The following is a 22,599-nucleotide window of genomic DNA, read 5'->3' as shown; positions in this document are numbered from 1 at the left end:
CTTTTTATTCATTAATTTTCTGAAGGAAAACTCGGGTGTAAACATGAAAAAATTATTAAAAGCATCTCTTTTGCTACTCGTTATTTTGGTGGCTGTATCCTGTGGAAGACGTGAGACCGGAGAATTGGTCGGCGTCATGGATCGTCCATCCTGGAAAGGAATCAATCCCTATGGCATGGTTTACATTCCATCCGGAACACTCCATATTGGAGCCAGTGACCAGGATATCAGTAACACTTACGTTCAAAGACAGAAATCCATCTCTATTCAGGGTTTTTACATGGATGAAACTGAAATTACCAATAACGAATACAGACAATTTGTTTATTGGGTCAAAGATTCCATCGCACACTCTTACCTCGACCACTACTATGAAAATGATCAGGGTGATCAGTTCATTGACTGGGAATACGAAATCGACTGGCAAGATGAAACCCTTGAGGATCTTTACTACCAGGGAGATGACCGTTTTGCAGGAAAAAGAGAACTTGATGTCAGCAAACTCGTTTACGAATACGAATGGTTTGACTGGAAAGCTGCTGCTAATGATAAAGGCAAATCTCCAAGAAATTCTTTTATAAACAGAAAGAAAGTAAATGTTTACCCGGATACATTGGTATGGGTTCGTGACTTCTCTTATTCATACAATGAGCCAATGTCCCGTAACTATTTCTGGCATCCGGCTTTCGATGATTACCCTGTAGTGGGCGTAGATTGGAAAATGGCAACCGGTTTTGCTTACTGGAGAACCAAACTGTGGAATGCTTACCAAAATGACAGAGGTGAAGGAATCAATTCTGAAGACTTCAGACTTCCTACCGAGCACGAATGGGAATATGCTGCAAGGGGCGGGCACGATTTAGCTCCTTACCCATGGGGTGGATATTATACACGTAATGCCAAAGGTTGTTTGCTTGCAAACTTCAAGCCTGGTAGGGGTAATTACCCTGAAGATGGCGGACAATATACAGTAAGAGCGGATGCCTACGATCCTAACGGTTACGGTTTGTTTAATATGGCCGGAAACGTAGCAGAGTGGACCAGCTCAGCTTATGAAGCCAATGCTTATTCTTTCATTCATGACCTGAACCCTGATGTTCGTTATGATGCACAGGACGACGATCCTGAAGCATTCAAGCGTAAAGTGATCAGAGGAGGTTCATGGAAAGATATTGCCTATTATATCCAGACTGGTACCCGTCACTGGGAATATCAGGATACTACAAAATCTTACATCGGATTCCGTTGTGCCCTTACCTTCCTGGGCCGCTCAATCAACGATTTCTAGGAAAAATGAGTGAGGATATTGTTAAAAAGCGATATCCTCACTTTCATTTTGATTCTTTTGTTGTTCTCCCAATTTTTTTTTCCAAATAGGTTGTTACTTTTTTTGACCGGGGCATTATGAATTCGGAGTTTCCTGTAAACAGGGAATCTATATTAAATATGATTAGCTAACCTTTTTAAAATTATTAGCAAATGAGTTTTTTGCATTCAAAAGGATTCAAGTACATTAAAAACCTGATTATTGGTGTTGGTGCATCTGTTGTACTTACTGGTGCACTCTTCAAACTGGAAAGTTGGGATGGAGCAAGTACAATGTTGACCATCGGACTTTTCACGGAAGCATTTATCTTCCTATTCCTTGGGCTCGTGGGGCCTGAGCCTGATTATTACTGGGACAAATTATATCCGGGATTGGCAGATCACGATTCTTCCATTGCTCCTTTAACGGATGGACCAGTAGGAGCTTCTACTCCAGGATTGAACGGAGAAGTAGTGGAGCAGCAGCTCGGAGGTATGTTGACAGAGTTACAAACGATGTCCAGAAGCATGTCTTCTTTGAAAGCTTTACAGGAAGTTGATTTTTCCGGAACAAGTGATCAGATCAAATCAATGAACAATTTCTATTCAAAACTCAATGAAGCTATGGCTAACCTGAGTGATTCTTTGGAAGATACCAAGCAGTACAAAGAACAAATCACGGCTTTGAATCAAAATATCGGTTCATTGAACAATACCTATAGCGCATTGAATGATGTTTACGGTAACGTTATTTCCGCAATGTCAAATGTAAAGAGCTAATTCAGCTTAGGTAACTGAAAAAATTTATTTTTTAAATTAAAAAAGAAGAATTATGTCAATACCTAAGGAACCGCGGCAGTTGATGATTAACCTGATGTACCTGGTACTGACGGCGTTGTTGGCGTTGAATGTTTCCGCGGAAGTTATGAATGCTTTTTTCACATTAGATAAAAGTATAGATACCTCAAGTGGTATCGTAAAATCTACCAATACAAAAGTCATTGCTTCCATGCAGGAAACTGTATCGGAAAAAACCAATTACCAGCCATTGCTCGATGCAGCAAAACAGGCACAGGTGGTGGTGAAGGATTTCAATGACTATGTAGATCAATTAAGAGATCAAATGGTTGAGGAAGCAGGTGGATTGATGCCTGAAGATTTCAAAGACCCGAAAAGAGCCGGTAAACCTAAAAAATTCAAAGACAAGGAAGTGCCAACTGCATTTTTCGTCGATGGAGTAAAAGGAACCGGAGGGAAAATGAAATCAGAACCTGTTGGCCCCATCCTCAGAGCGAAAATTGAAAGTACCCGTGCTTCCCTCGTGGACATCGTGAAAAATGTACAGAAACTGAAGATTGAGGGAACTCAGATCAAGCAGGAAGATGTAGATGGCCTGTTGGATAAACTGGCTCTGAAACTGGACGATCAGACCTGGAAAGATTACAAAAAAGCAAGCTGGGAGGATTTCGTATTCGGGCACATGCCTGTTGCCGCCTGTTATCCTGTTTTGCGTAAATTCCAGAATGATGCGACTAATTCCGAGGCGACTATCATCAACTTCCTTTCCAGTCAGATCGGTGCTACTACCATCGAGTTCGATAAATTCGAACCTGTGGCATCTGCTGAGAAAGGTTATGTGATCAATGGAGAAGAATATAAAGCAGAAGTATTTCTGAGTGCGTTCTCTTCCCAGGCTGCTGAAGGAATTACGATGAGTGTAAATGGTTCGCCATTAAAAATCGAAGAAGGCAAAGGGCAGTATGCTGTCAAAACCTCTTCTATCGGTGAAAAAGAATACAAAGTGGTTATCAGTGTTGAAAACCCTTTTACAGGAAAGGTTGATGAGTATGAAAAAACATTCAAATATGAGGTAGGAGAGCGTTCAGTAACCGTTTCTGCCGAGAAAATGAATGTATTTTATATCGGTGTGAAAAACCCGATCGCTGTATCAGCTGCGGGGATTTCCAGTAATGACCTGAATGTTAGTGTGAGCGGAGGAGGGGCAAGCCTTTCTAAAACAGGGAAAAGCTCTTTTGACGTATCTGTTTCTGCACCAGGCGAATGCCAGGTTAATGTTTCAGGAGGAGGGCTTAGAGCCAGTAAAATGTTCCGCGTAAAGCGTATCCCTGACCCTGTTGCCCGTTTGAGTACGAGCAGCGGTGGAGAAATGGGGAACGGTACTTTTAAAGCACAGCAAGGTGTTGGTGCCTTTTTGGACAACTTTGACTTTGACGCCACTTGTCAGATTCAGGGATTTAACCTGGTTTACGTGGCAAAACGTTCGGATCCGGTTGAATCAGTGAACCCTGGACCACGTTATAGCGAAAAGTCAAGCAGACTGGTTCAGAGTGCCAAACCAGGAGATATCTATTATTTTGATAATGTGAAAGCAAAATGTCCTGGAGATGCTAATGGAAGACCTATTAACTCCATGGTATTTAAGATTAAGTAAAAATTTTCTGTTAAAGTGTAATAGTGCACTTGGTTAATCCGTTTAAGGAGTGCACTTTTACATTTTATAAAAACATGCACAATCATGAAGATCACTTTAAAACTGCTTAGTTTAAGTTTTTTAATTTTATTCTTCGCAGCCCCGGCTAATGCTCAGGTGCCGGACAATATCATCCTTACGGAGGCTGAAAACGAGGATGAAGAAGGACCACTCGACGATGTTGTAGAGAGAACTACAATATTGGAAAAACGAGTACTTCCTTATGACAATATTCGTGAAGCCGATCTTTTTTGGGAAAAACGCATTTGGAGGGTAATTGACGTACGTGAGAAAATGAACCTGCCTTTCGCTTATCCTGAACGCCCGTTTTTTACTATTCTGATGGATGCAGCTGAATCAGGTGAAATCACCGTTTATGATGCAGAAGATGATAAATTTTCATCCTCTCTTGATCCTAATGAAGTAGCTTCAATGGGAGCAAGCATCGATACGGTAACCACCTTCGATCCTGTCACCTATGAAGAGAAAATTCAGATCGTAACCAACGAAATTAATCCGGAAGACGTAAAACGTTTCCGTGTTAAAGAAGTTTGGTTTTTTGATGAAGAATCTTCCACCTTACAGGTTCGTATCCTTGGAATTGCTCCATTACTTGATGTAAAGGATGAAAACGGCAATTTCAAGTATGAGAAGCCAATGTTCTGGGTATATTACCCAACAGCAAGAGAGTTGCTGGCAAGAGAAAGAGTATTCAATTACGGTAACGACGCTTCGCCAATGTCTTGGGAAGATTTACTCGAAATGCGCTTCTTTGCAAGTTTCGTCTACAAAGAATCTAACGTATTTGATCAGCGTTTGCAGGATTACCTTTCCGGAGTTGATCTTCTGTTGGAAGGAAAAAATATTGAAGCTGAAATTTTCAACTTCGAACATGACCTTTGGTCATACTAATATTTATTTTTCTTCTATTCCTGATTGTAAAAATATACAAACGGCCTTGTACAATTTTTGTGCAGGGCCGTTTGTATTTTAGTTTTGGGTTAAAATTTAAATACGCTCCAAGCTCTTATCCCTGCTGTTGAGAACTCTGATTAAAAATAAGCTTATCTTCGCAAAAAAATATTCAACGTGCAATTCGTAGCAAAAACATTGGCAGGACTCGAGGAAGTGCTGGAAAAAGAAATAATTGACCTGGGCGGTCAAAATATTACGCCACTTAAGCGGGCCGTTCAATTTGAGGGTGACCTGGAATTATTGTACCGGGCCAATTATGAATTGCGCACTGCCGTCAGAATATTGCGCCCTATCGCAAAGTTTACCATCAAAAACGAGCAGGAACTTTACGACAGTATTCAAACCATCAACTGGGAGGATTATATGACTGTAAGGGATACCCTGGCTATTGACGGGGCTGTCTCCTCTCCGTACTTCAACCATTCCAAATACATCGCCCAAAAAACAAAGGATGCCATTGTCGATCAGTTTCGGTCAAAAATAGGTAGACGGCCTGATGTGGATATCACCAATCCTCACCTGAGGATCAATGTGCATATTTGGGAGGACGAATGTACCGTTTCCCTGGATAGCTCCGGAGATTCATTGCATAAAAGAAAATATCGCCTAGAACAAACCACCGCTCCCCTCAGCGAGGTATTGGCTGCCGGGATGATCAAACTTACAGGCTGGAATGCGGATAGTGACTTTGTCGATCCAATGTGCGGTTCGGGAACCATTCTCATCGAAGCGGCCATGATGGCTTATAATATTCCTCCCCAGTTGGTCCGAAAAGACTTTGGGTTTATGAACTGGCCGGATTTTGATGCCAGGTTGTGGCGCCAGGTCAAACAGGACGCCCGAAAAAGACAGCGGGCTTTTAAACATAAAATATTGGGATTTGACCTTGATCCCGAAGCCATTAAAGTAACCAGGATCAACTTAAAAGAAGTTCATCTCGACACGAGGGTGACCGTTTCACAAAGAGATTTTGCGGAGCTGGAACTGGAAGAGAAAAACGGCGGGGTGCTGGTCATCAATCCTCCTTATGGAGAACGATTGGAAGAGGAGAATATCAACGAATTGTATAGCATGATAGGGGATCGGCTCAAACAGGCCTTTTCGGGGTTTGATGCCTGGATCATTTCTTCCAATTACCAGGCTTTTAAAAACATCGGGCTGAGAACTTCGCGAAAGATCCCTTTGTTTAACGGTTCCCTGGAATGCAGGTTTCAGAAATATGAATTGTATCAGGGAAGCCGGAAGAAAAAGTTCAATTGAGCACAGGAGCCTGCCTTCCGTATTGAATTAAATATTACTTTTTCATCTTGAATACCTTTCGGAATGCTTACCAAAGAGGAGTTGCGACGATATGCCCGACATCTTAATTTACCTGGCTTCGGAATAGAGGCCCAGGAAAAGCTAAAAAATTCACGTGTGCTGGTTATTGGTGCCGGAGGACTCGGCAGCCCGATGCTTCAATACCTGGCTGCTGCCGGTGTCGGTCACATTGGTATCGTGGAATTTGATGTGGTGGATGAGAGTAATCTTCAGCGGCAAATCCTTTATACCACAACGGATATTGGAAAATCCAAGGCCATTGCTGCTAAAACCAGACTTGAAGCACTCAATCCTTTGATCAGCATCAAAGTCTTTGAAATGCCCATCACCCGCGATAATGCCCTTGATCTTATTGGACAATATGATATTGTGGCTGACGGAACAGATAATTTTCCGACCCGCTACCTGGTAAATGATGCTTGTGTACTGGCTGGCAAACCCAATGTTTATGCCTCTGTTTTCAGGTATGAAGGGCAGGTCTCCGTATTCAATTTGCTGCTTGAAGACGGTACCCGAAGTCCTAATTACCGGGATCTGTATCCTTTGCCACCGCCTCCGGATATGGTACCAAACTGTGCCGAGGGAGGCGTTTTGGGAGTGTTGCCGGGAATACTTGGAAGTATGCAGGCCAACGAGGTCATCAAAATCATTACAGGGATTGGAAAACCATTATCCGGTAGATTGTGTTTATTTGACACAGCGGATTTCAGTGTCCGTACATTGAAATACTTTAAACGCAAAGACACCGTAATCGAAACATTAATAGATTACGAAGCATTTTGTTCCGGAACATCTAAAAATGACAATATGAATACCGTAAAGACCATGACCGTTAATACCCTCAAAGAACTCATCGATGCAGGCGAAAATATTACCCTGGTTGATGTACGTGAAGGGTTCGAAAGAGAAGTCTTTAATATTGGGGGGCTTCACATTCCAATGGGAGAAATCCCTTCCAATGCCAATCAAATACCTGACGAAGGGAAAGTGATCATATATTGCCGGAGTGGTGCGAGAAGTGCCAACGTTGTCAGCTTTCTTCAGCAGCAGCACGCTTTTGATAACCTCTACAATCTTGTAGGAGGAATGATCGCCTGGCAGGATCAGATCAAATAAATGAGGTGTAAAACAGGGCGGCTGCAATAGCTAAATATTCAAAAGATCCGGTTGCCTTTTGGAATGATGATTCATCAGGCGGCTTTACACCACCATAAGATTGCACCCGCGTACGTCACTGGCATCCAGTCGTCCCAGGATTTCAAAACTGCCATCTTCATAAACTTTGCCCAGATCTTCGGAGGCAATGAAACTAATGGTATCGAGGTTGCCCAGGTCAATTATATTAATGGCGCCATTTTTGCCAGGTTTCTGGACGTGCAATGGATCAGTGATCTCCCTGGTCAGGATTTTCATGGTTGGGCCCGGATAAAAAAGGCCGTTTCCCCGGGAGTATGCCTGAGACAATAACTCTGTCATGCCGTATTCCGAATGAATCAATGAGGTATTAAAGGCTGTATTCAGTATTTCATGGAGCTCCGGCCTGGTGATCTCCGCTCTCCTTCCTTTCATGCCCCCTGTTTCCATAATGATCGAATCTTTAAGATCTGTGGGAAACAGTTCCGCGAAATCCAATAAAGCAAAACTAACGCCTAACAAAATGACAGGGATTTTTTGTTGCCGGCATTCTTGTAAAGTATTTGAAAGGGACTCCAGGTCATGTAGGAAAAAACCGCTTGATTTATATTTAGACTGACGGATGAAATAATCAGCCATGAATACTAGAGAAGAGCCGCTCCTTTCCAGATAAGAGGGAAGCAGCGCAAGGGTGCAATATTCCGAAACATCTCCGTAAAAGGGCTTAAAACACTGCATAGAGACTTGTTGGTACCAATCCAGGTTCCGGACATGATGACGACTGGTGGCACTGCCGGTGGTACCGCTGCTGGTGAAAATTTGGAGGCTTTCCCATTTTCCTGATTTGACCTCGTGCGACTTAAAAAAGGCAATAGGTAAAAACGGGATATCTTCCAGGGTTTTTACGGAAGTTATAGGTTTTTGGATCAGTTGGAGGTATTCCGCATAAAGCGGATTGTAAGTGGCCTGGTATTGAAATACCTGAATAGCGATTTTTTCAAAACTACCGGCGTTTATGTTTGTTATCTTTTTAGCGAGTTCGTTTCGAATGGCGTTTGTGTTCATCAAAAATATTTACCGGAGCCGAATTTTGGAGAATAAAAGGCAAAAGTATCCTGTTTTAATTATATTTGAAACAAGCTTCTGAAAAAATATAAAGTTATGCAAAGAATTCATTATGTGCTTTCCTTTTTCATGGTAGCAATATTTGCAGCCTCCTGCATTCAACCCCCTTCCTATCCTGTGGAACCGGAAATTTCCTTTTTAGGCCTCAATAAAACTACCATTCACCAGGGCAGCCTTGGTGGGGTGGTGGATACGTTGATCATAAATTTCGGATTTACGGACGGGGATGGAGATTTGAGCAACCAGGATAGTTTGCTCGATATATTTTTAACGGACAGCCGCCAGGGGGCTGTTACCGAGTTTAAATACCCCCTGATTGCAGAAGAAGGGACAGCCAATGGCATTGCCGGAGAGGTCAGGATCACCCTCACCAACGCCTTTGGCAATATTTGTTGCCTGTACTCCAATGGCGATGATCCATGTTCTCCTCATCCCGGACAGGTAGACACTTTTAATTTCTCCATTCAGATCCGCGATCGGGCCAATCATTACAGCAACATCGTTGAAACGGATCAAATCTTTATCCTTTGTGATTGACCCTTTAGCGCAAAAATGAAAGCTGGCGCTTTCTATTCATTGAAAAATAATTACAAAACTGATCTCCGACATTCCAGTTTCCTATGAAAAAAATACCAGAGTCTGAACTCGTCGTCAATGGTGACGGGAGCATTTACCATCTCAATTTAAAACCTGAACATATTGCAGAAACCATTATCACGGTTGGGGATCCGGGCAGGGTCGCCATGGTTTCCAAATATTTTGACAAAATTGAATTTAAGGGACAAAAGCGGGAATTCGTAACCCATACCGGACAGCTGGGCAATAAACGTTTAACCGTTATTTCCACCGGAATCGGTCCGGATAATATTGATATTGTGATGAACGAACTGGACGCCCTGGTCAATATTGATCTTGATACCCGTCAGCCCAAATCTACCCAAACCAGCCTGGATATCATCCGGATGGGAACCTCCGGGTGTCTGCAGCCCGGCGTGGAAGTCGGAAGTCTTGTCCTGAGTGTCTTCGCGGTCGGTTTGGATAACCTCATGCATTTTTATCATTTTTTCCCTGATAAGATAGAATCGGCACTATACAAGAAATTGCTCGATAGCCATTTCCCTTTTCCAACCCGCCCCTATGCTGTTCAGGGAAGCGAAGCACTTTTAAATGCCCTGGGGGAGGGACTTCGACAGGGGATAACCATGACTGCCCCCGGGTTTTATGCTCCACAGGGAAGATCCGTGCGCCTGGAAAGCAGACTCCAGGGAAAACTCGAAAGTCTTATGGATTTTCGATTTGAGCAGTGGCCCATCATGAACTTCGAAATGGAATCGTCTGCCATTTACGGCTTGTCGAAACTGCTGGGGCATCGCGCATTATCCTGTAATGTTATCCTGGCAAACCGGGCAGATAAGACCTTTAGCAACGATCCGAAAGGTATTACAGAATATATGATCAAAACAATGCTGGAAAGGCTGGAACGTATGTGATTTTTTTTTCCTACATTTGTCAAAAATACAAACCTAACAAAATGTCATTATTGGATAAAATCATAAGGTTGTTTAAGCCCACCAGCTCCAACACTTTTGAAACCGTTTCCGATAAAAAAGTTGAACCTTCTGTTGAAGGTGAACCGGAAATTTTTATCGGGCCACTGATTTCCAGGATTAAATTTTCAGTTAAATATACTACTACTATGATCAATACCCTTACCCTCTCCTCTGATATGAAAACGCTCTTCCTTATTGACAATGGCAGGGCGATATCTTTTCCAATCGATACTGAAAACGGAGTGCTGATCGGATCATTCAAGGGACAAATCGCTGTAGCTACCGCTTTGACCCAGGAGGAGGAAGATGAAGGCGCAGCCACCCCTCCCGAGCCGGAAGGAAGGATGCCGGGGAAACAGGTCATCATAACGGTCGGCATCGCAACCAAACAATGGACCCTTACCTTCAATAAACGATCAGGGGTCATGTCAATTATCGGGGCCACCGAAATTGATTCGAGCCTGCGTAGTGAACCTAATTGTGAGGAACACCGCGTTAACCTCCATGACAGCGTCGTTAAAATCAAACGTAAAGGAGAAGAAATTATACTGACCGTTTTTGACAGGTAGTTGCTTTGTTGTCTGGAGCGGGAAAGGATACTGTAAACAAAGTAATGGGATTTTTATTTCTTCCTTATTCCCATCCCAGCAGTTGTTTGATCGATTTCCTTTCCAATTTGGCATTGACCCAATACAACAATAATTCATTGGTGCCAAGTGGAATCTTGCGCCCTGATGTTTTCAATTCCAACAAATAGGATTTAAATTTTTTCAAAGTGTCCTTCCACTCACTCAGGGGAGCATTGTTGAGGGCATTTACGTGAGAGAGTACCTCACTTTCAAAAACATTTCTATCGTTGATGCCCAGCGTTTTTAAGGTTCTTCTCACTGCGCGGATACTTTTTTCCGTCACTTCAGGATCATCCGTATCGATTTCCGTAAACAGGTACAAAATACTGGCGGCCCGCTGGATGTCGAGCCTTGCTTTTGTCGTTTCTTTTTTCACAATTCTTACGCACCAGTAATTACATTTTTCCATGTCCTCCATAATGAACAGCAGGGCGGAAATATTGAACATGATGACCAGTCGGCTCTCTGTCTTTAAAGTGAATTGTGAAAACCCTTTATCGATCTGCTGGATTAAGGAAGATACTCCCGAAATATCCCCCGTATTCAAATGGTACATCAATTTATAAATGGCCATTTTCTGGAAAACGACTCCTTTGTCATGCAGTTTTCGGGGGGAATAGTTTTCCATTTTTTCCAATACCCCTGGCAGAAGATTGAATTTTCCGTTTGAAGTATAGGCATGCAACAGATTGGAAGTGTCCACAATATACCGGTAAAATTCCTCCTCTTTATATTTTGGATTCCTTTCCCACCAATCGACCACCTCCGAATAATTTTTGAACACCTCTTCCTGCTCACCCAAAAGTTGATTGAATAATGCAATGCACTGGTAATATCTTCGCAGCGCCCTGTTTGACTGGGGCGGTTCCGCCAGTAAAACGGGTTCAAATTTCTTCTTCAGGTTCACTTTATCCTTTTCGGTTTTTAACTCCAGGTGTCTGACAACCTCCGTGAGGAGGGTCTCGTACAGGTTTTGATAAAAGAGTTCTTCTTTTATTTTTTCAATGACCTGCTCAGATTCCCTGGCGCGCAATTTTAGTTTTTTGTCAAAATCCGGTTTTCTCACATCCAGGACCAATCGTCTTTCTTCTTTGATAATTTCAAGTATAGCCGGCTGTTCGTCCAGTTCAATGGCCAGTTCTTTGGCATTTTCGAGTCGGGTAGCGCATTGGTCGTAGAGCTCTCGTTCGAAGAGATACCTCGCATCGAGGATCATTTCTCTTATTTGAGCGGAGAAGGAATTGCTACTCCTGTAATCACGCATGGATCTTAGTATGGCATCGTAGAGGTACCTTTTGTCGTGGGGTAAATTACTTCCAAACTTTTCCTTGAGTTCTTTTTCATCATAATCCTCCATTCCGGTGATGAGGTGAAAGAGCTCAAGATAACGACTGCCTTTCTTGTTGCTCTTTTGAACATCGACGGTGAAATAGCGTTTTTCGCTTTTCGACATGGCATTGATGAGATGATATAGGTCCGATTTGCGTTTCATGGCTGAAATTTTATGCCCCCTTTTGATGAATGGACGGGTGTCAAAACCTAAAAATATGTTAATTCAAGGCCTTATTTGTTAATAATTCCTAAAATTAATTTTTTTTTTCGAATTGTAGGAATACAAACTTTTTTATCTTTTTGCTTGTTGAAACCCAGGAATTTAATTTTTAATTTAATTTATATAAATAATTGATTGTCAATTATTTGTAATTATTTATTCAGAAAAATAATTTTTATATTCTTTTAAAATTATTAAGATCAGAAACTCAAACTTTTTGAAAAATGTTGCTTTGTTTGCCCTGTACTGGCCCTTAAATTTGTATTCGTAATCAAAAGGGATTACAAACAATTTGAAAAAAGGTAATGATCAAATCGACAAAAGAAGAGTTGCCATAAATAAAAAGTGGCGGATTTTGAATGAACGGATAGAAAGTATGTTTTCATTTCATTCAATATCTATCTGTCCTTAACAGAGACTCACTTAAGTCGCGGGCAGTAGAAAACAATTTCTGCTGTCCGGCTTTTTAAAAAAGTGTTTGATAAAATTGAATATTGAAGGGAACCTCAAAAGATCAAATTTTTTTCGTTAATCCCCAACGTTCCGCTTTGCGGATTTTGTTTGACAGGGAGGCACTACATACTTTGAGATTACGACAATCATACTATGTCGAATTTAGCGAGGGCATATTCAGGCCGGAGCCATTTTGCTCCGGCCGTTATGCCACAAAAAAAAGTTCCTTGAAAGGACGCAGGAAATTCCTGGAACCTTTAAATCAGAAATACGCACATTTCGTGTAAAGATAAAGGGTGTTTTATTTTCAGAAGGCAATTGGAGATAAGTAGATAGTTGCTATTATTCCGGGCCGGGTCACAGTTTTATCTGAGGCCCGGTTCTTTTTTTTACACCCGCGCATACAATTTGTTATTAGTGATTAGGTAGCCCCAAATTAAAGCGCAATGATAATGCTCCCGTTTTTAGGTCGAATGGGGTCAAAATCATGCGCTTGCCATTTGAATTGTTTTTTTCTATCTTTAGGTAAGATTAATACAGTTAGGTGGCTTTTTTCAACATTTTGAAACACTGCCGTCTATCCCCCCACTGTTTTAATTTTTCACCTTAAACCGAAGCAACATGGCAACACTTAAATCTACAACACCAAACAAAGCTCATCAAAAGAATCATTTCTTCCTTTTTACCTCCATCTTTATTCTATTATTTTTGATGCAACATGCTGCTCCTCTTGCGGCACAATCCATTGGTTATTTGCATGAAAAAGGAGCCAAGGAAGATAGTATTGAACTCAGAATCACAGGCGTCGGCGGGAACTTATCGGATGGATTACCTGAATCATGGTTTGAATTTTTCTGGATCCACGGAAATGGCAATTTCACGGCCAATACCCGTGATAGTTTTATCCTGGCGAAATATTTAAACCAGGGCACTTCCAATCCGTCCTACAATGCGAAAGTCTATTCTACTTCCGTTTACCGTTCCAGGGGAGATGTGCCCACCAAAATGGAAGGCCCGGTATTTTCAGACCCGAACAATGTGCCGGATGAGATTTCAAGGACTAAGGCGGTAAAATCCGGTTATTTACACCTCCAGTTTAACCACAATGAGATCGTTCCTGGAGATACAACACTTTGGGTATTATCCATCAAGAACCCATTAAAATTCAATGAACAAAACGCTTTCCGGGGAGAAGTTTACCTGTTTTTTAACAGTCCGGTGAAAATTCACAAGAGTCCCGTAGACGTTGTTTCTTCAACCACCGATAATCCCGATAATGTACAGCCGGGTAGGGTCGTGACCCGGAAAGTAGTCGAACAGCTTATCGAACCAGATCGTGATACGCCCCGTTTTTCAGACTTCGTTTTTGATACGGCTTTTATTTTCAACGCCAATTTCTGGCAACAGCAATACGATATTGAAGGAAGGATCAATAGCTTTGATCCGTTGCGCAATGCCTATAAAAACGGATTGTTGTGGCATTTTGAGGGATTGCAGGGCCAGGAAGAAAGGCACCTGTTCCTGGAGTTCAAAGATGCAGAAAATATTTTTGATTCCGGGGCGGATTCTGTCACCAGAGTGGTCGATTTTCTTGCAGTCATCACCACCGATGCCTCTGCAGAAATAGTGGCCGATTCTCTCGACCAGGATGATCTCAAAATTATTGAAAACTTACAATTGGCTGATTTTATCAGCGGAGTAGCCGGATCGAACGACAGTGATGGCATCATCCCTGATATCCTGAATAGCGATTTCAGCGTCAGCAGCCGGATCATAGACCTTTTTAAAGTACAACCGCTGGCCAAGCGGGCTCATGATCCCAACCAGTTGACCGTCCAGGCTTGTTCCTGCCCGCCGCAATCCGACGGAGCTCAGAAACTTATTTTTACCGTTGAATTTGAAAATGACGGCGATGCCCACGCTTTGGGAGCAAGGATTGCCATTGCTTTGGATTCCTTGATTGATGCCACGAGTATCGACGAAGGGCCTTTGGCCTTCTTCGGCCCCGGGCTGGAAGCGGATGAGATCAGCTTTTCCTTGTCTGAAAACAAAGATTCTATTGTTTGGACCCTGAAAGGGATGAATGTATTTTCTACCAAAGAAGTGGGATCAGGCAGTCCGCTGACCCATGGGCAGATCGTGTTTACGGCCCTCACCAAACCAGGAACCGACCTGGACAAAATGGCGCCCATGAATGCCTGCATTCAGTTTGTCGATCATGTGGGGCTGACCAGTAAGGTGTGTACCCGTTCCGTAAAAGCTTACTTGCTTTCCCAGGATCAAAGCAAATCCATCGGTGCCCAGGATGAATTGCAGTGCCAGGAATGTGTCTTCCCCGGGTGCCAGTTTCCACTTTGGTTGATCTTTTTGATCATTTTGGTCATTGGTTTTGCCCTTTGGATTGCATTCGACAATGCATAAATAGTTGCCTCGATTTCCGATGTTTTTATTATTCTTTTTATGATCTCATAACAGGAACAGTTTTGCATTTTACATTATTCATTTCATCAATCCCTATGCGAATCATCATTTTTTTATTCTTATTCACCTCTTTTATTGGTACGGCACAGCAGACGGATTCCCTCCGTATGGAAAAATGGTACGAACAGGCCTTGTCTCATTTTGACAACAATCGGTTGGATAGTTTTGAGTACTATTATTCAAAAGTCGCAAAGGCCTTAAAAAAGCAGGATGACCTGGTCGGATGGATATCAAAACATAAGGCCCTGGCGAAAAAATTCCTGTTGGATAGGGAGCAACCCGAAAAGGCCATGGGCTACCTGGAAAGATCTTTTGAGGCAAATTTGTTTCGTAGGCCCGTTTCAGAAAAGGAATGGGAAGAACTTGGGTACCTCTATATTTTCACAGGATATATCCGTTACAATGAATTTGAACAATTTGATCTGGCGCTGGAGGCTTATGGGAGCGCCAAGGAAATTTTGATTGACAAGCTGCATATCAATGATTATTATGTTGCCCGGTATCTGATCTTGCCCCTCTCCAATATCTATACCATCAAAGGGGATTATTCTGCGGCAGAGACCTTATTAAAAAAATGTTATCAGATTTGCATGGAGGCAAAGGAATACGACTATGCCGCCAGTGTGCTCAGCGACTTAAGTATTGTGTACATTGATCTTGGAGCTTATGATAAGGCGCTCGCTACCTGTAAAAAAGGCCTTTCCATGGATATTACTGATGAGGTAGCGTTGGGATTATTGAACTCGAACCTGGCCAAATCATTGTATTTTAAAGGCCAGCTTGAGGAGAGTCTTCCTTTCGCTTCAGCGGCTAACGATTATTTTCGTATTTTGATAGATGACGGGTGGGGGGAAAGTGCGACAGGCTGGATGGGGATCAATAAAAGCCTGATGGGGGAAATATATACCGCTCTTGGGGAATTTGTAATGGCCTTTCGGTATTTCAGCGAAGCCGAATTGTTATTTGATAATATCCATGACAATAAATTTGATCGTGATTTTGGTAAACTGTATCAGGCATGGGGCAGGGCTGAATTAGCGGCCGGAGACCCTGCAGGAGCCCTTGTTTTATTTCAGCGTTCCCTCCGAAGCATGCTCCCGCTTTTTAAAGCCGAAAACCCGACTCAAAATCCCGATATCAACGAACTTTATGCCGAAAATACACTGATGGATGCCCTTTTGGGGAAAGCACTGGCTTTTGATAAATTATTTGACGAGGACGCGAATCCTCGCCACCTGGAGGCTGCTCTCGATTGCCACGAGCTGATTTTTGAGGTGGAAAAACGATTGAGGCAATCCTATTACTATGAGGATTCAAAATTATTTAATGTAGAAGAAAGCAGGGAGCGATGCGGCCATGCGATTTCCGTGTGTATGAAATTGTCAAAGGTAAAGGATCGGAAAAAATACCAGGGCATCGCTTTTGAATTTGCAGAAAGGAGTAAAAGCATCCTGCTACTGGAGGCTTTTTTGAAAAACAGTCCCCTGGAAAAAAGTGGATTGCCGCCCCAACTTTTGCAGGAAGAAAAAAGGTTGTTGAATGAAATTGCGAATCATGAAAAAGACCTTTATCGCATGGAGAAGGAGCATAGGCAGGATTCACTCAAAATCCAGCAGGAAAGAGAGGATCTTTATGACCTCAAAAAGCAATATGCAGACTGGAAGGCCGGGGTTCAAAAAAGGTTCAGCCAATATTATGATAACCGATATAACGATACGGCGATAACGGTAGGTGAAGTCCAGGAAAAAGTCCTGAATTCCAACGAGACCCTGCTCGAATATTTTACGGGCAAGTCCATGATCTATCTCTTTGTTATTACCCAAAAGGAATTTGAAGTATTCGAGATCAAAAAAACGGAGGGTCTCGAATCGGATGTGCTCGCCTTACAGGAGAGCATCCGGCGATATGCCCAGGCAGAAAATCAGGATGAATTTTGTAAAACTTATACCAGGTTGGCACAACACTTCTACGATCTGTTGATCAGATTGCCTGAAGAAAGAGGGTTGCTCAGGCAAAATATCCTGATTATCCCCAGCGGGATTTTGTCTTATATTCAATTTGAGGCACTTTTGACCGGAACTCCGGAGGAATCCTGTCTGTTCAACGAATATCCCTATGCCCTTTACGGACATACTTTCCATTACGGTTATTCCGCCACCTTGCATTACAGGTTGGTAGAACTACCGTCCCATGCTCATGGAGATTTCATGGGGTTTGCCCCTCAATTTAACGGAAATAAAGGGTGGGGCGCCTTGAAGACTAATGTGAATCTCCTCAAAGCCCTTGAAAAAGACTGGAAAGGACTCTATGCGCTTAATGATTCGGCGACTATCCTTCGTTTGCAGGAATCATTGGCAAACAGATCCTTTGAAATTATTCATTTTTCCACTCATGCCGAGGCGAATATGGATAATGGCGATTTTTCCTTTATCGTCTTTTCGGATGGTCATGGAGGATACGATTCCTTATTTGTCAAGGATATTTACCAGTTGGAATTGTTGTCGGAAATGGTCGTCCTGGGAGCTTGTGAAACCGCTACCGGAACCCTCAGTGACGGGGAAGGAGTCATAAGCCTGGCCAGGGCCTTTTTACAGACAGGGTCAAGGAGTGTGATCACCACCATGTGGAATGTTTTTGACGGAACAAACAGGAGGGTAATGCTCGATTTTTACGCCAATCTTCAAAAGGGAATGAATAAAAGCGAAGCATTACGACAAGCTAAAATTAACCAAACCCATCTCGATTCCCATAGTGCGCATCCCCTATTTTGGGCAGCCTATATTCCTTATGGCCAGATGCAGGCCATCAGAACCAATCACATGGTAAGGTACTATTGGGCTGGTGGAGGTTTTTTGTTCATGGTTTTAATATTTTTTTTAGTAAAAAGGAAAGCCGGAAAACGGGATAAAGTCTCGATTTCGGTAACGGCTTAAAACCATGTTTGAATTACAGTTTCCTTCAGGCCTGAAATTTTGTTAAAACTCAACAGAATTACCAAAAAATAAAGCCCCGGAGGTTTTATTATCCATGATTAAACCTCATCTTTGGCCCATGGAAAAAATACTTGTTTTAGGAGCTTCTCCCAACCCGGTAAGACATTCTAACCGAACGGTGCATAACCTTAAAACCGCGAACTATATTCCGGTTCCTTTGGGGGTGCGGGATGGCGAAATTGCAGGGGTTGAAATTTTGAAAGGAACCCCCGAGTTAAAGGATATTACCGGGGTTACTTTATACCTCAATGCCCGGCATCAACCGGCGTATTACGACTATATCCTTGGCTTATCGCCAAAGTATGTCATTTTTAACCCGGGAGCAGAAAACGCTGAATTTGTAAAAATTTTGAACGAGGCCGGAATAGAACCCATCATCGCCTGTAACCTCACCTTGCTGGCCCTGGATGCGATGCCAAAAATCCATTCGGAAAGCCACGGACAATGAGCCAATTATTCACCTAATCTCACTCCTTAAAGTATGTCAACAGAAACCGGCTTCAATACGGATTGGCTTCAGGAGCGGTTTGTTTTTGATAACAGGGCCCGGAACGTTGAGGTGGAAAATGCCTGTCTTTCCTTTTTTAAGCATAAAAAAGTATTGAACATAATTGACCTGGGATCAGGTTCCGGGGCTTCTTTTCTTTATCTGGTTGAAAAATTCTCCCAGGACCAGCACTGGACCTTTGTGGAACTCAACCCGCACCTGGCGAAGGCTTCTCTTGATCGTATTGTCGCGGTGGCCCATCAAAAAGAATGGCCGTTAGAAAGAAAGGAATCGTTATTGAATCTGCAATTGCCCCACAGCAAAGTAACCATAAAGGTCATCAATGGATCTTTTTTGGAGTTAGAGGATTGGGTTGATTTATCCACAATCGATCTGGCCACGGCAGCGGCAGTATTTGACCTATTATCCCTTGAAATGCTACATGGTCTTTTACATTTGTTGGTACAACAAGAGGTGTCATTGTTGTCGACCATAAATTATGCAGGGATGAGGCTGGCACCCGGATCCCCGGAAGATATTTATTATGCGGACCTTTACGGCAAACACATGCAAAGAGCTCAGCCGTTTGGCAGTTCATTGGGACCCGATTGCAGTAAAGAGATGATGGCTTTTTTTGCTAAAAATAATATTAAAGCCATGTCGGGTTCCAGTAATTGGCATGTTGGTCCCGGGGATGGGGCAATGCACCATTTTCTGATGGAATACATTGAAGGCGCTGTGCCTGAAATGCTTTCTTCTGCCAGTGAAATCAGGCGTTTTAACGATTGGTTGCAAGAAAAAAGAGCCTTAATGGAAAAAGACAGCATGGAGATTGAGGTGCTTCATTTTGATCTGTTTGCTCCTGGGATGATTTAAGCATAAATACATTTTCTCCAGGAAATAGTATTTATGCTTAAAACTCTGTCAGAAATAGCATTTATTTGTAGCATGAAGTTTTTGTTACTATTCCTGGTGCTCAACAGTTTTTTCTTCTTTCCCAGGTATGTCCTGGAAAGGAAGACCAGTACCTTTTTTCCTTATAAAGGGCTTTTTTACGGTCCGGTAAAAGAACGAATCCAGTTTTTGATCAACCGGTTTAATTACGATATCTTCCGATTGAGCATTGATTTCTTTTTGCTTACCCTTCTTTTTTCCGTGTTTCAAAATCGACTCTCCTTTAATGCCTGGCACTGGCTTTTTTTCGTGATTTATGCGCTTACGCTGACTTACCAGATCTATTACCACGTTTTTGAGAACATCTACAAAGTGGAACCCCTGTTTTACCGGGATTTTCTTTTGCTCAAAACAGGCGCCCAGATTTTTTTCAGGGAATTTACAAAGATCAATGCAGCCATTACCCTCATGGTTTTGGGGGGATTCGTGGGGTTGTTTTTTTTGACAGAAATTTTTCTCAGGGCGGCTGTTGATTTTCGCCCTACGGCATGGATATGGGGAATAGCAGGGGTGCTGGGGTTTATGAGCCTTTACAGCCTGTTCAATTACAACTATAAGGCTTTTGGTAAGATTGTATTTCCTTCAACAATACAATCGCTTATCAGGAATATCCTCTTTTCTTATCAAACAAAAGTCCAGCTGGATAATGTGGATTTTGAAAAGCTTAAAAACCATCGTCCTTATGAACATTTAAAATTGAGAAATCGTCCAAACATTTATTTTATTCCCGTTGAGTCTTACGGCCGAATTTTATACGATCATGTTGAATTAAAGGAATCTTATCGTCTTTATATGTCGGCCTTGGATGATCTGCTCAGGGAAAACTCATGGCAGGCCACAACAAACCTCAGCCTTGCCCCCATAACAGGCGGAGCTTCCTGGGTGAGCTATTCATCCGCCCTTTCAGGTTTTGATATTCGCGATCAGGGCGTTTACCTTACTTTGCTGAATAAACCGGAAATGCACGACTACCAGCATTTTATGAGATGGCTCAAAAATATGGGATATGCCAATTACCGGCTGGCCCCCATTGCAGGATTCCAGGGGATGAAAATTCCCTGGGAAACCTACAGCAGTTTTTATGCCATCGATGAGTGGATCAAATATGAAGACATGAATTATACCGGTCCGCTCCTCGGTTTCGGGCCTTGCCCGCCTGACCAGTTTTCCCTCGGTTTTGCCAAAGCCTTTATGGACTCAAAGCAGACGGAACCTAATTGTTTGTTTTTTATCACCCAGAATTCTCACAGTCCCTTTGTGGCTCCGGAAAAAATTGCGGATCATTGGGCGGAATGGTCGGATGGCAGCCAGGTGGAACAAGGCTCTTCCTCTATTTTCATACAACCTAAACTGGAGGACTATGCCAGGGCCATCCGATACCAGATGACTTTTTTAACGGATTTCATTATGAAGGAAGGGGCCGACAATGATATTTTTGTGCTCATTGGGGATCACCAGCCACCTTCTTTTCCGCAGGAGGGCGACAGTCTGGAAACGCCCGTTCATATTATCAGTAAAAATGCCGACTTTGTAAACAGCTTTTCATCATATGGGTTTCAAAAGGGATTGATAAAAAAAGACCAGGGAAATGGGATGCGGCACGAAGGCATTTATTCCTTACTGGTAAGAGAACTGGTACGCCATTATGGGGAAAAAGACCATAAACTCCCTGAATATAAAGAGCAGGGATTGGATTGGTTAAACCTTTAAAACAAAAGGGATGGAGGATATAAAAAAATGGAACTTTGCTCATACCTTATGGATGCTTTCAGCAGGGGCGGCCTCATTGTTTTTTGGTGAAGTCAACATTTTGTCGGTCGCCGTTTTTATTTCATTTTGTCTTTACATCTACCTTCATAAAACCCTGCTCTCCACGTTTTCTCCTTATGGTGGTTATGCCAACCGGGTGAGCCTTTTTCGTTGGTTATTGATTTTACTGGGAGGGGGGATGCTCACTCAATGGAAGGTCGTTTACAGTTTTCCTTTTTTTTTAATAGCACTTTTCCTGGACGGATTAGATGGGTACCTGGCCAGGAAATACGATCAAGCCAGTGATTTCGGAGCTTATTTTGATATGGAAACCGATGCTTTTTACGTGGCTTTTCTTTCCACCTTCTGGGTGTTGGAGGGCAGGGTAGGAGCGTGGTTATTGTTTGTCGGATTTTTACGATATCTTTATGTAATCGCCTTAAAGATTTTCCGACTGGAAGGAAAAAAAGAAAAGAGCACCCGTTTTGCAAAAACCATTGCCGTGGTGATGATGGCGACGCTTTTGGGTCCTTTTTTATTACCGGATTTCCTTTATTTGCCGGCGATTATTATTGCTGCTTTGATGACGGTTTATTCGTTTGGAGTTTCTTTTGTTTCCAGATTCGGGGAATGAATATTTGGAAAGGAATTCAACAACTTCTTTATTTAAAATTATGTTATGAAAAAAATATCCTTCCTTTTCCTGTCATTGCTTCTGTTGACTTTTTACCATTGTGAAACACAAAATACGGCTTCCGGAATTTTAGCCCGGCCACAGGACTCCCTTACCACCATCATTTTGGTTCGGCATGCGGAGAAAATTTTAGAGATCAAGGATCCCGGCCTTACCGGGGAAGGGATTCGCCGAGCGGAGGAGTTGGCTTATTGGCTTAAAAATGTACCGGTTGATGCGATTTACTCTACCCAGTTTGCCCGAACCATGCAAACCGCTCAACCCACCGCTACGGCCAAAGGACTGGAAATACAACTATATGATCCCGGTGATCCCGAAGCCCTTGCGGATGAACTATTTTCGTCGTACAAAGGGAAAACCATCCTGGTGGTAGGTCATTCCAATACCACGCCTGCCCTGGCCAATATCCTTATAGGATCTATAGCACTTTCCGATTTTGATGAAAGTATTTACGATAATATTTTGATGGTAACGGCCTTTGAAAAAGGAAAGGCGAAGTTGCTGCGGCTGAAATACGGCGATCGATCTGAATAACCGGTGTTGAGTAGGAACAATTACACTTTGGGATGGAAGGATGTTGTTTTTTCATTTTTCTATATAGGAAATATTGTGTAACAAAAGATTCATTATAGTTTTGAATAGAGAAATTTTACAAATTTTTCCTGGAAATTAAATTTTAAAAAAGCCCTCGATCACCCTTTGCTTAT

The 22,599-nt window shown here is 42.5% G+C and carries 18 protein-coding genes; 16 read left to right on the top strand and 2 right to left on the bottom strand.

The genetic code is table 11. From position 1 onward, the window contains the following. Nucleotides 1-43: 43 nt before the first annotated feature. The 6 genes from H6571_08000 to moeB all read left to right on the top strand — a co-directional run bounded on the left by H6571_08000 (nucleotide 44) and on the right by moeB (nucleotide 7,207). Nucleotides 44-1,288 (top strand): SUMF1/EgtB/PvdO family nonheme iron enzyme, encoded by a 1,245-nt coding sequence (locus H6571_08000; GenBank protein ID MCB9323672.1) that lies wholly within the window; start codon nucleotides 44-46, stop codon nucleotides 1,286-1,288. A gap of 191 nt (nucleotides 1,289-1,479) precedes the next feature. After that, nucleotides 1,480-2,085 (top strand): gliding motility protein GldL, encoded by a 606-nt coding sequence (locus H6571_07995; protein MCB9323671.1) that lies wholly within the window; start codon nucleotides 1,480-1,482, stop codon nucleotides 2,083-2,085. Between the two features lie 52 nt (nucleotides 2,086-2,137). Beyond that, a complete protein-coding gene (gene gldM, locus H6571_07990) occupies nucleotides 2,138-3,757 on the top strand; it encodes a gliding motility protein GldM (protein MCB9323670.1) in 1,620 nt (539 codons plus the stop codon). 84 nt (nucleotides 3,758-3,841) lie between these two features. Next, nucleotides 3,842-4,708 (top strand): gliding motility protein GldN, encoded by an 867-nt coding sequence (gene gldN / locus H6571_07985; GenBank protein MCB9323669.1) that lies wholly within the window; start codon nucleotides 3,842-3,844, stop codon nucleotides 4,706-4,708. 168 nt (nucleotides 4,709-4,876) lie between these two features. Then, on the top strand, nucleotides 4,877-6,031 hold the full coding sequence (locus H6571_07980; protein MCB9323668.1) for a class I SAM-dependent RNA methyltransferase: 1,155 nt from the start codon (nucleotides 4,877-4,879) through the stop codon (nucleotides 6,029-6,031). 63 nt (nucleotides 6,032-6,094) lie between these two features. After that, nucleotides 6,095-7,207: a molybdopterin-synthase adenylyltransferase MoeB gene (gene moeB, locus H6571_07975; GenBank protein ID MCB9323667.1), complete on the top strand. Its 1,113-nt coding sequence runs from the start codon at nucleotides 6,095-6,097 to the stop codon at nucleotides 7,205-7,207. Between the two features lie 84 nt (nucleotides 7,208-7,291). Here the strand turns inward: moeB and H6571_07970 are convergent, their stop codons facing one another. Beyond that, on the bottom strand, nucleotides 7,292-8,290 hold the full coding sequence (locus H6571_07970; protein MCB9323666.1) for an acyl transferase: 999 nt from the start codon (nucleotides 8,288-8,290) through the stop codon (nucleotides 7,292-7,294). 129 nt (nucleotides 8,291-8,419) lie between these two features. Between H6571_07970 and H6571_07965 the strand changes: the two genes are divergently transcribed. The 3 genes from H6571_07965 (at nucleotide 8,420) to H6571_07955 (ending at nucleotide 10,469) form a co-directional block, all read left to right on the top strand. Continuing rightward, nucleotides 8,420-8,887, top strand: coding sequence for a hypothetical protein (locus H6571_07965; protein MCB9323665.1), 468 nt, complete (start codon nucleotides 8,420-8,422; stop codon nucleotides 8,885-8,887). Nucleotides 8,888-8,970: 83 nt separating this feature from the next. Further along, nucleotides 8,971-9,840: a nucleoside phosphorylase gene (locus tag H6571_07960; GenBank protein ID MCB9323664.1), complete on the top strand. Its 870-nt coding sequence runs from the start codon at nucleotides 8,971-8,973 to the stop codon at nucleotides 9,838-9,840. 50 nt (nucleotides 9,841-9,890) lie between these two features. Beyond that, nucleotides 9,891-10,469, top strand: a complete 579-nt coding sequence (locus H6571_07955; GenBank protein MCB9323663.1) for a hypothetical protein — start codon at nucleotides 9,891-9,893, stop codon at nucleotides 10,467-10,469. Between the two features lie 64 nt (nucleotides 10,470-10,533). On the opposite strand, the gene H6571_07950 is transcribed toward H6571_07955, so the two are convergent. Continuing rightward, nucleotides 10,534-12,021: a hypothetical protein gene (locus H6571_07950; protein MCB9323662.1), complete on the bottom strand. Its 1,488-nt coding sequence runs from the start codon at nucleotides 12,019-12,021 to the stop codon at nucleotides 10,534-10,536. A gap of 1,134 nt (nucleotides 12,022-13,155) precedes the next feature. Between H6571_07950 and H6571_07945 the strand changes: the two genes are divergently transcribed. From H6571_07945 to H6571_07915, 7 genes are all read left to right on the top strand, one after another. Beyond that, nucleotides 13,156-14,955: a hypothetical protein gene (locus H6571_07945; protein ID MCB9323661.1), complete on the top strand. Its 1,800-nt coding sequence runs from the start codon at nucleotides 13,156-13,158 to the stop codon at nucleotides 14,953-14,955. A gap of 95 nt (nucleotides 14,956-15,050) precedes the next feature. After that, nucleotides 15,051-17,948, top strand: coding sequence for a CHAT domain-containing protein (locus H6571_07940; GenBank protein MCB9323660.1), 2,898 nt, complete (start codon nucleotides 15,051-15,053; stop codon nucleotides 17,946-17,948). A gap of 118 nt (nucleotides 17,949-18,066) precedes the next feature. Beyond that, nucleotides 18,067-18,456 carry a CoA-binding protein gene (locus tag H6571_07935; GenBank protein ID MCB9323659.1) on the top strand — a complete coding sequence of 130 codons (390 nt, stop codon included), beginning with the start codon at nucleotides 18,067-18,069 and terminating at the stop codon, nucleotides 18,454-18,456. Between the two features lie 33 nt (nucleotides 18,457-18,489). Further along, nucleotides 18,490-19,371: a hypothetical protein gene (locus tag H6571_07930; GenBank protein ID MCB9323658.1), complete on the top strand. Its 882-nt coding sequence runs from the start codon at nucleotides 18,490-18,492 to the stop codon at nucleotides 19,369-19,371. Nucleotides 19,372-19,443: 72 nt separating this feature from the next. After that, complete coding sequence (locus tag H6571_07925) at nucleotides 19,444-21,159, top strand: sulfatase-like hydrolase/transferase (protein ID MCB9323657.1); 1,716 nt, start codon at nucleotides 19,444-19,446, stop codon at nucleotides 21,157-21,159. A 10-nt stretch (nucleotides 21,160-21,169) separates the two neighbouring features. Further along, complete coding sequence (locus H6571_07920; GenBank protein ID MCB9323656.1) at nucleotides 21,170-21,832, top strand: CDP-alcohol phosphatidyltransferase family protein; 663 nt, start codon at nucleotides 21,170-21,172, stop codon at nucleotides 21,830-21,832. A gap of 45 nt (nucleotides 21,833-21,877) precedes the next feature. Continuing rightward, the gene (locus H6571_07915; protein MCB9323655.1) at nucleotides 21,878-22,426 is read left to right on the top strand and encodes a histidine phosphatase family protein; all 549 of its coding nucleotides are present in this window, start codon (nucleotides 21,878-21,880) and stop codon (nucleotides 22,424-22,426) included. Nucleotides 22,427-22,599: the final 173 nt, after the last annotated feature.

It is taken from the genome of Lewinellaceae bacterium, assembly GCA_020636105.1.
Classification (GTDB): domain Bacteria; phylum Bacteroidota; class Bacteroidia; order Chitinophagales; family Saprospiraceae; genus BCD1.
This window is presented reverse-complemented; position numbering and strand designations above follow the sequence as displayed.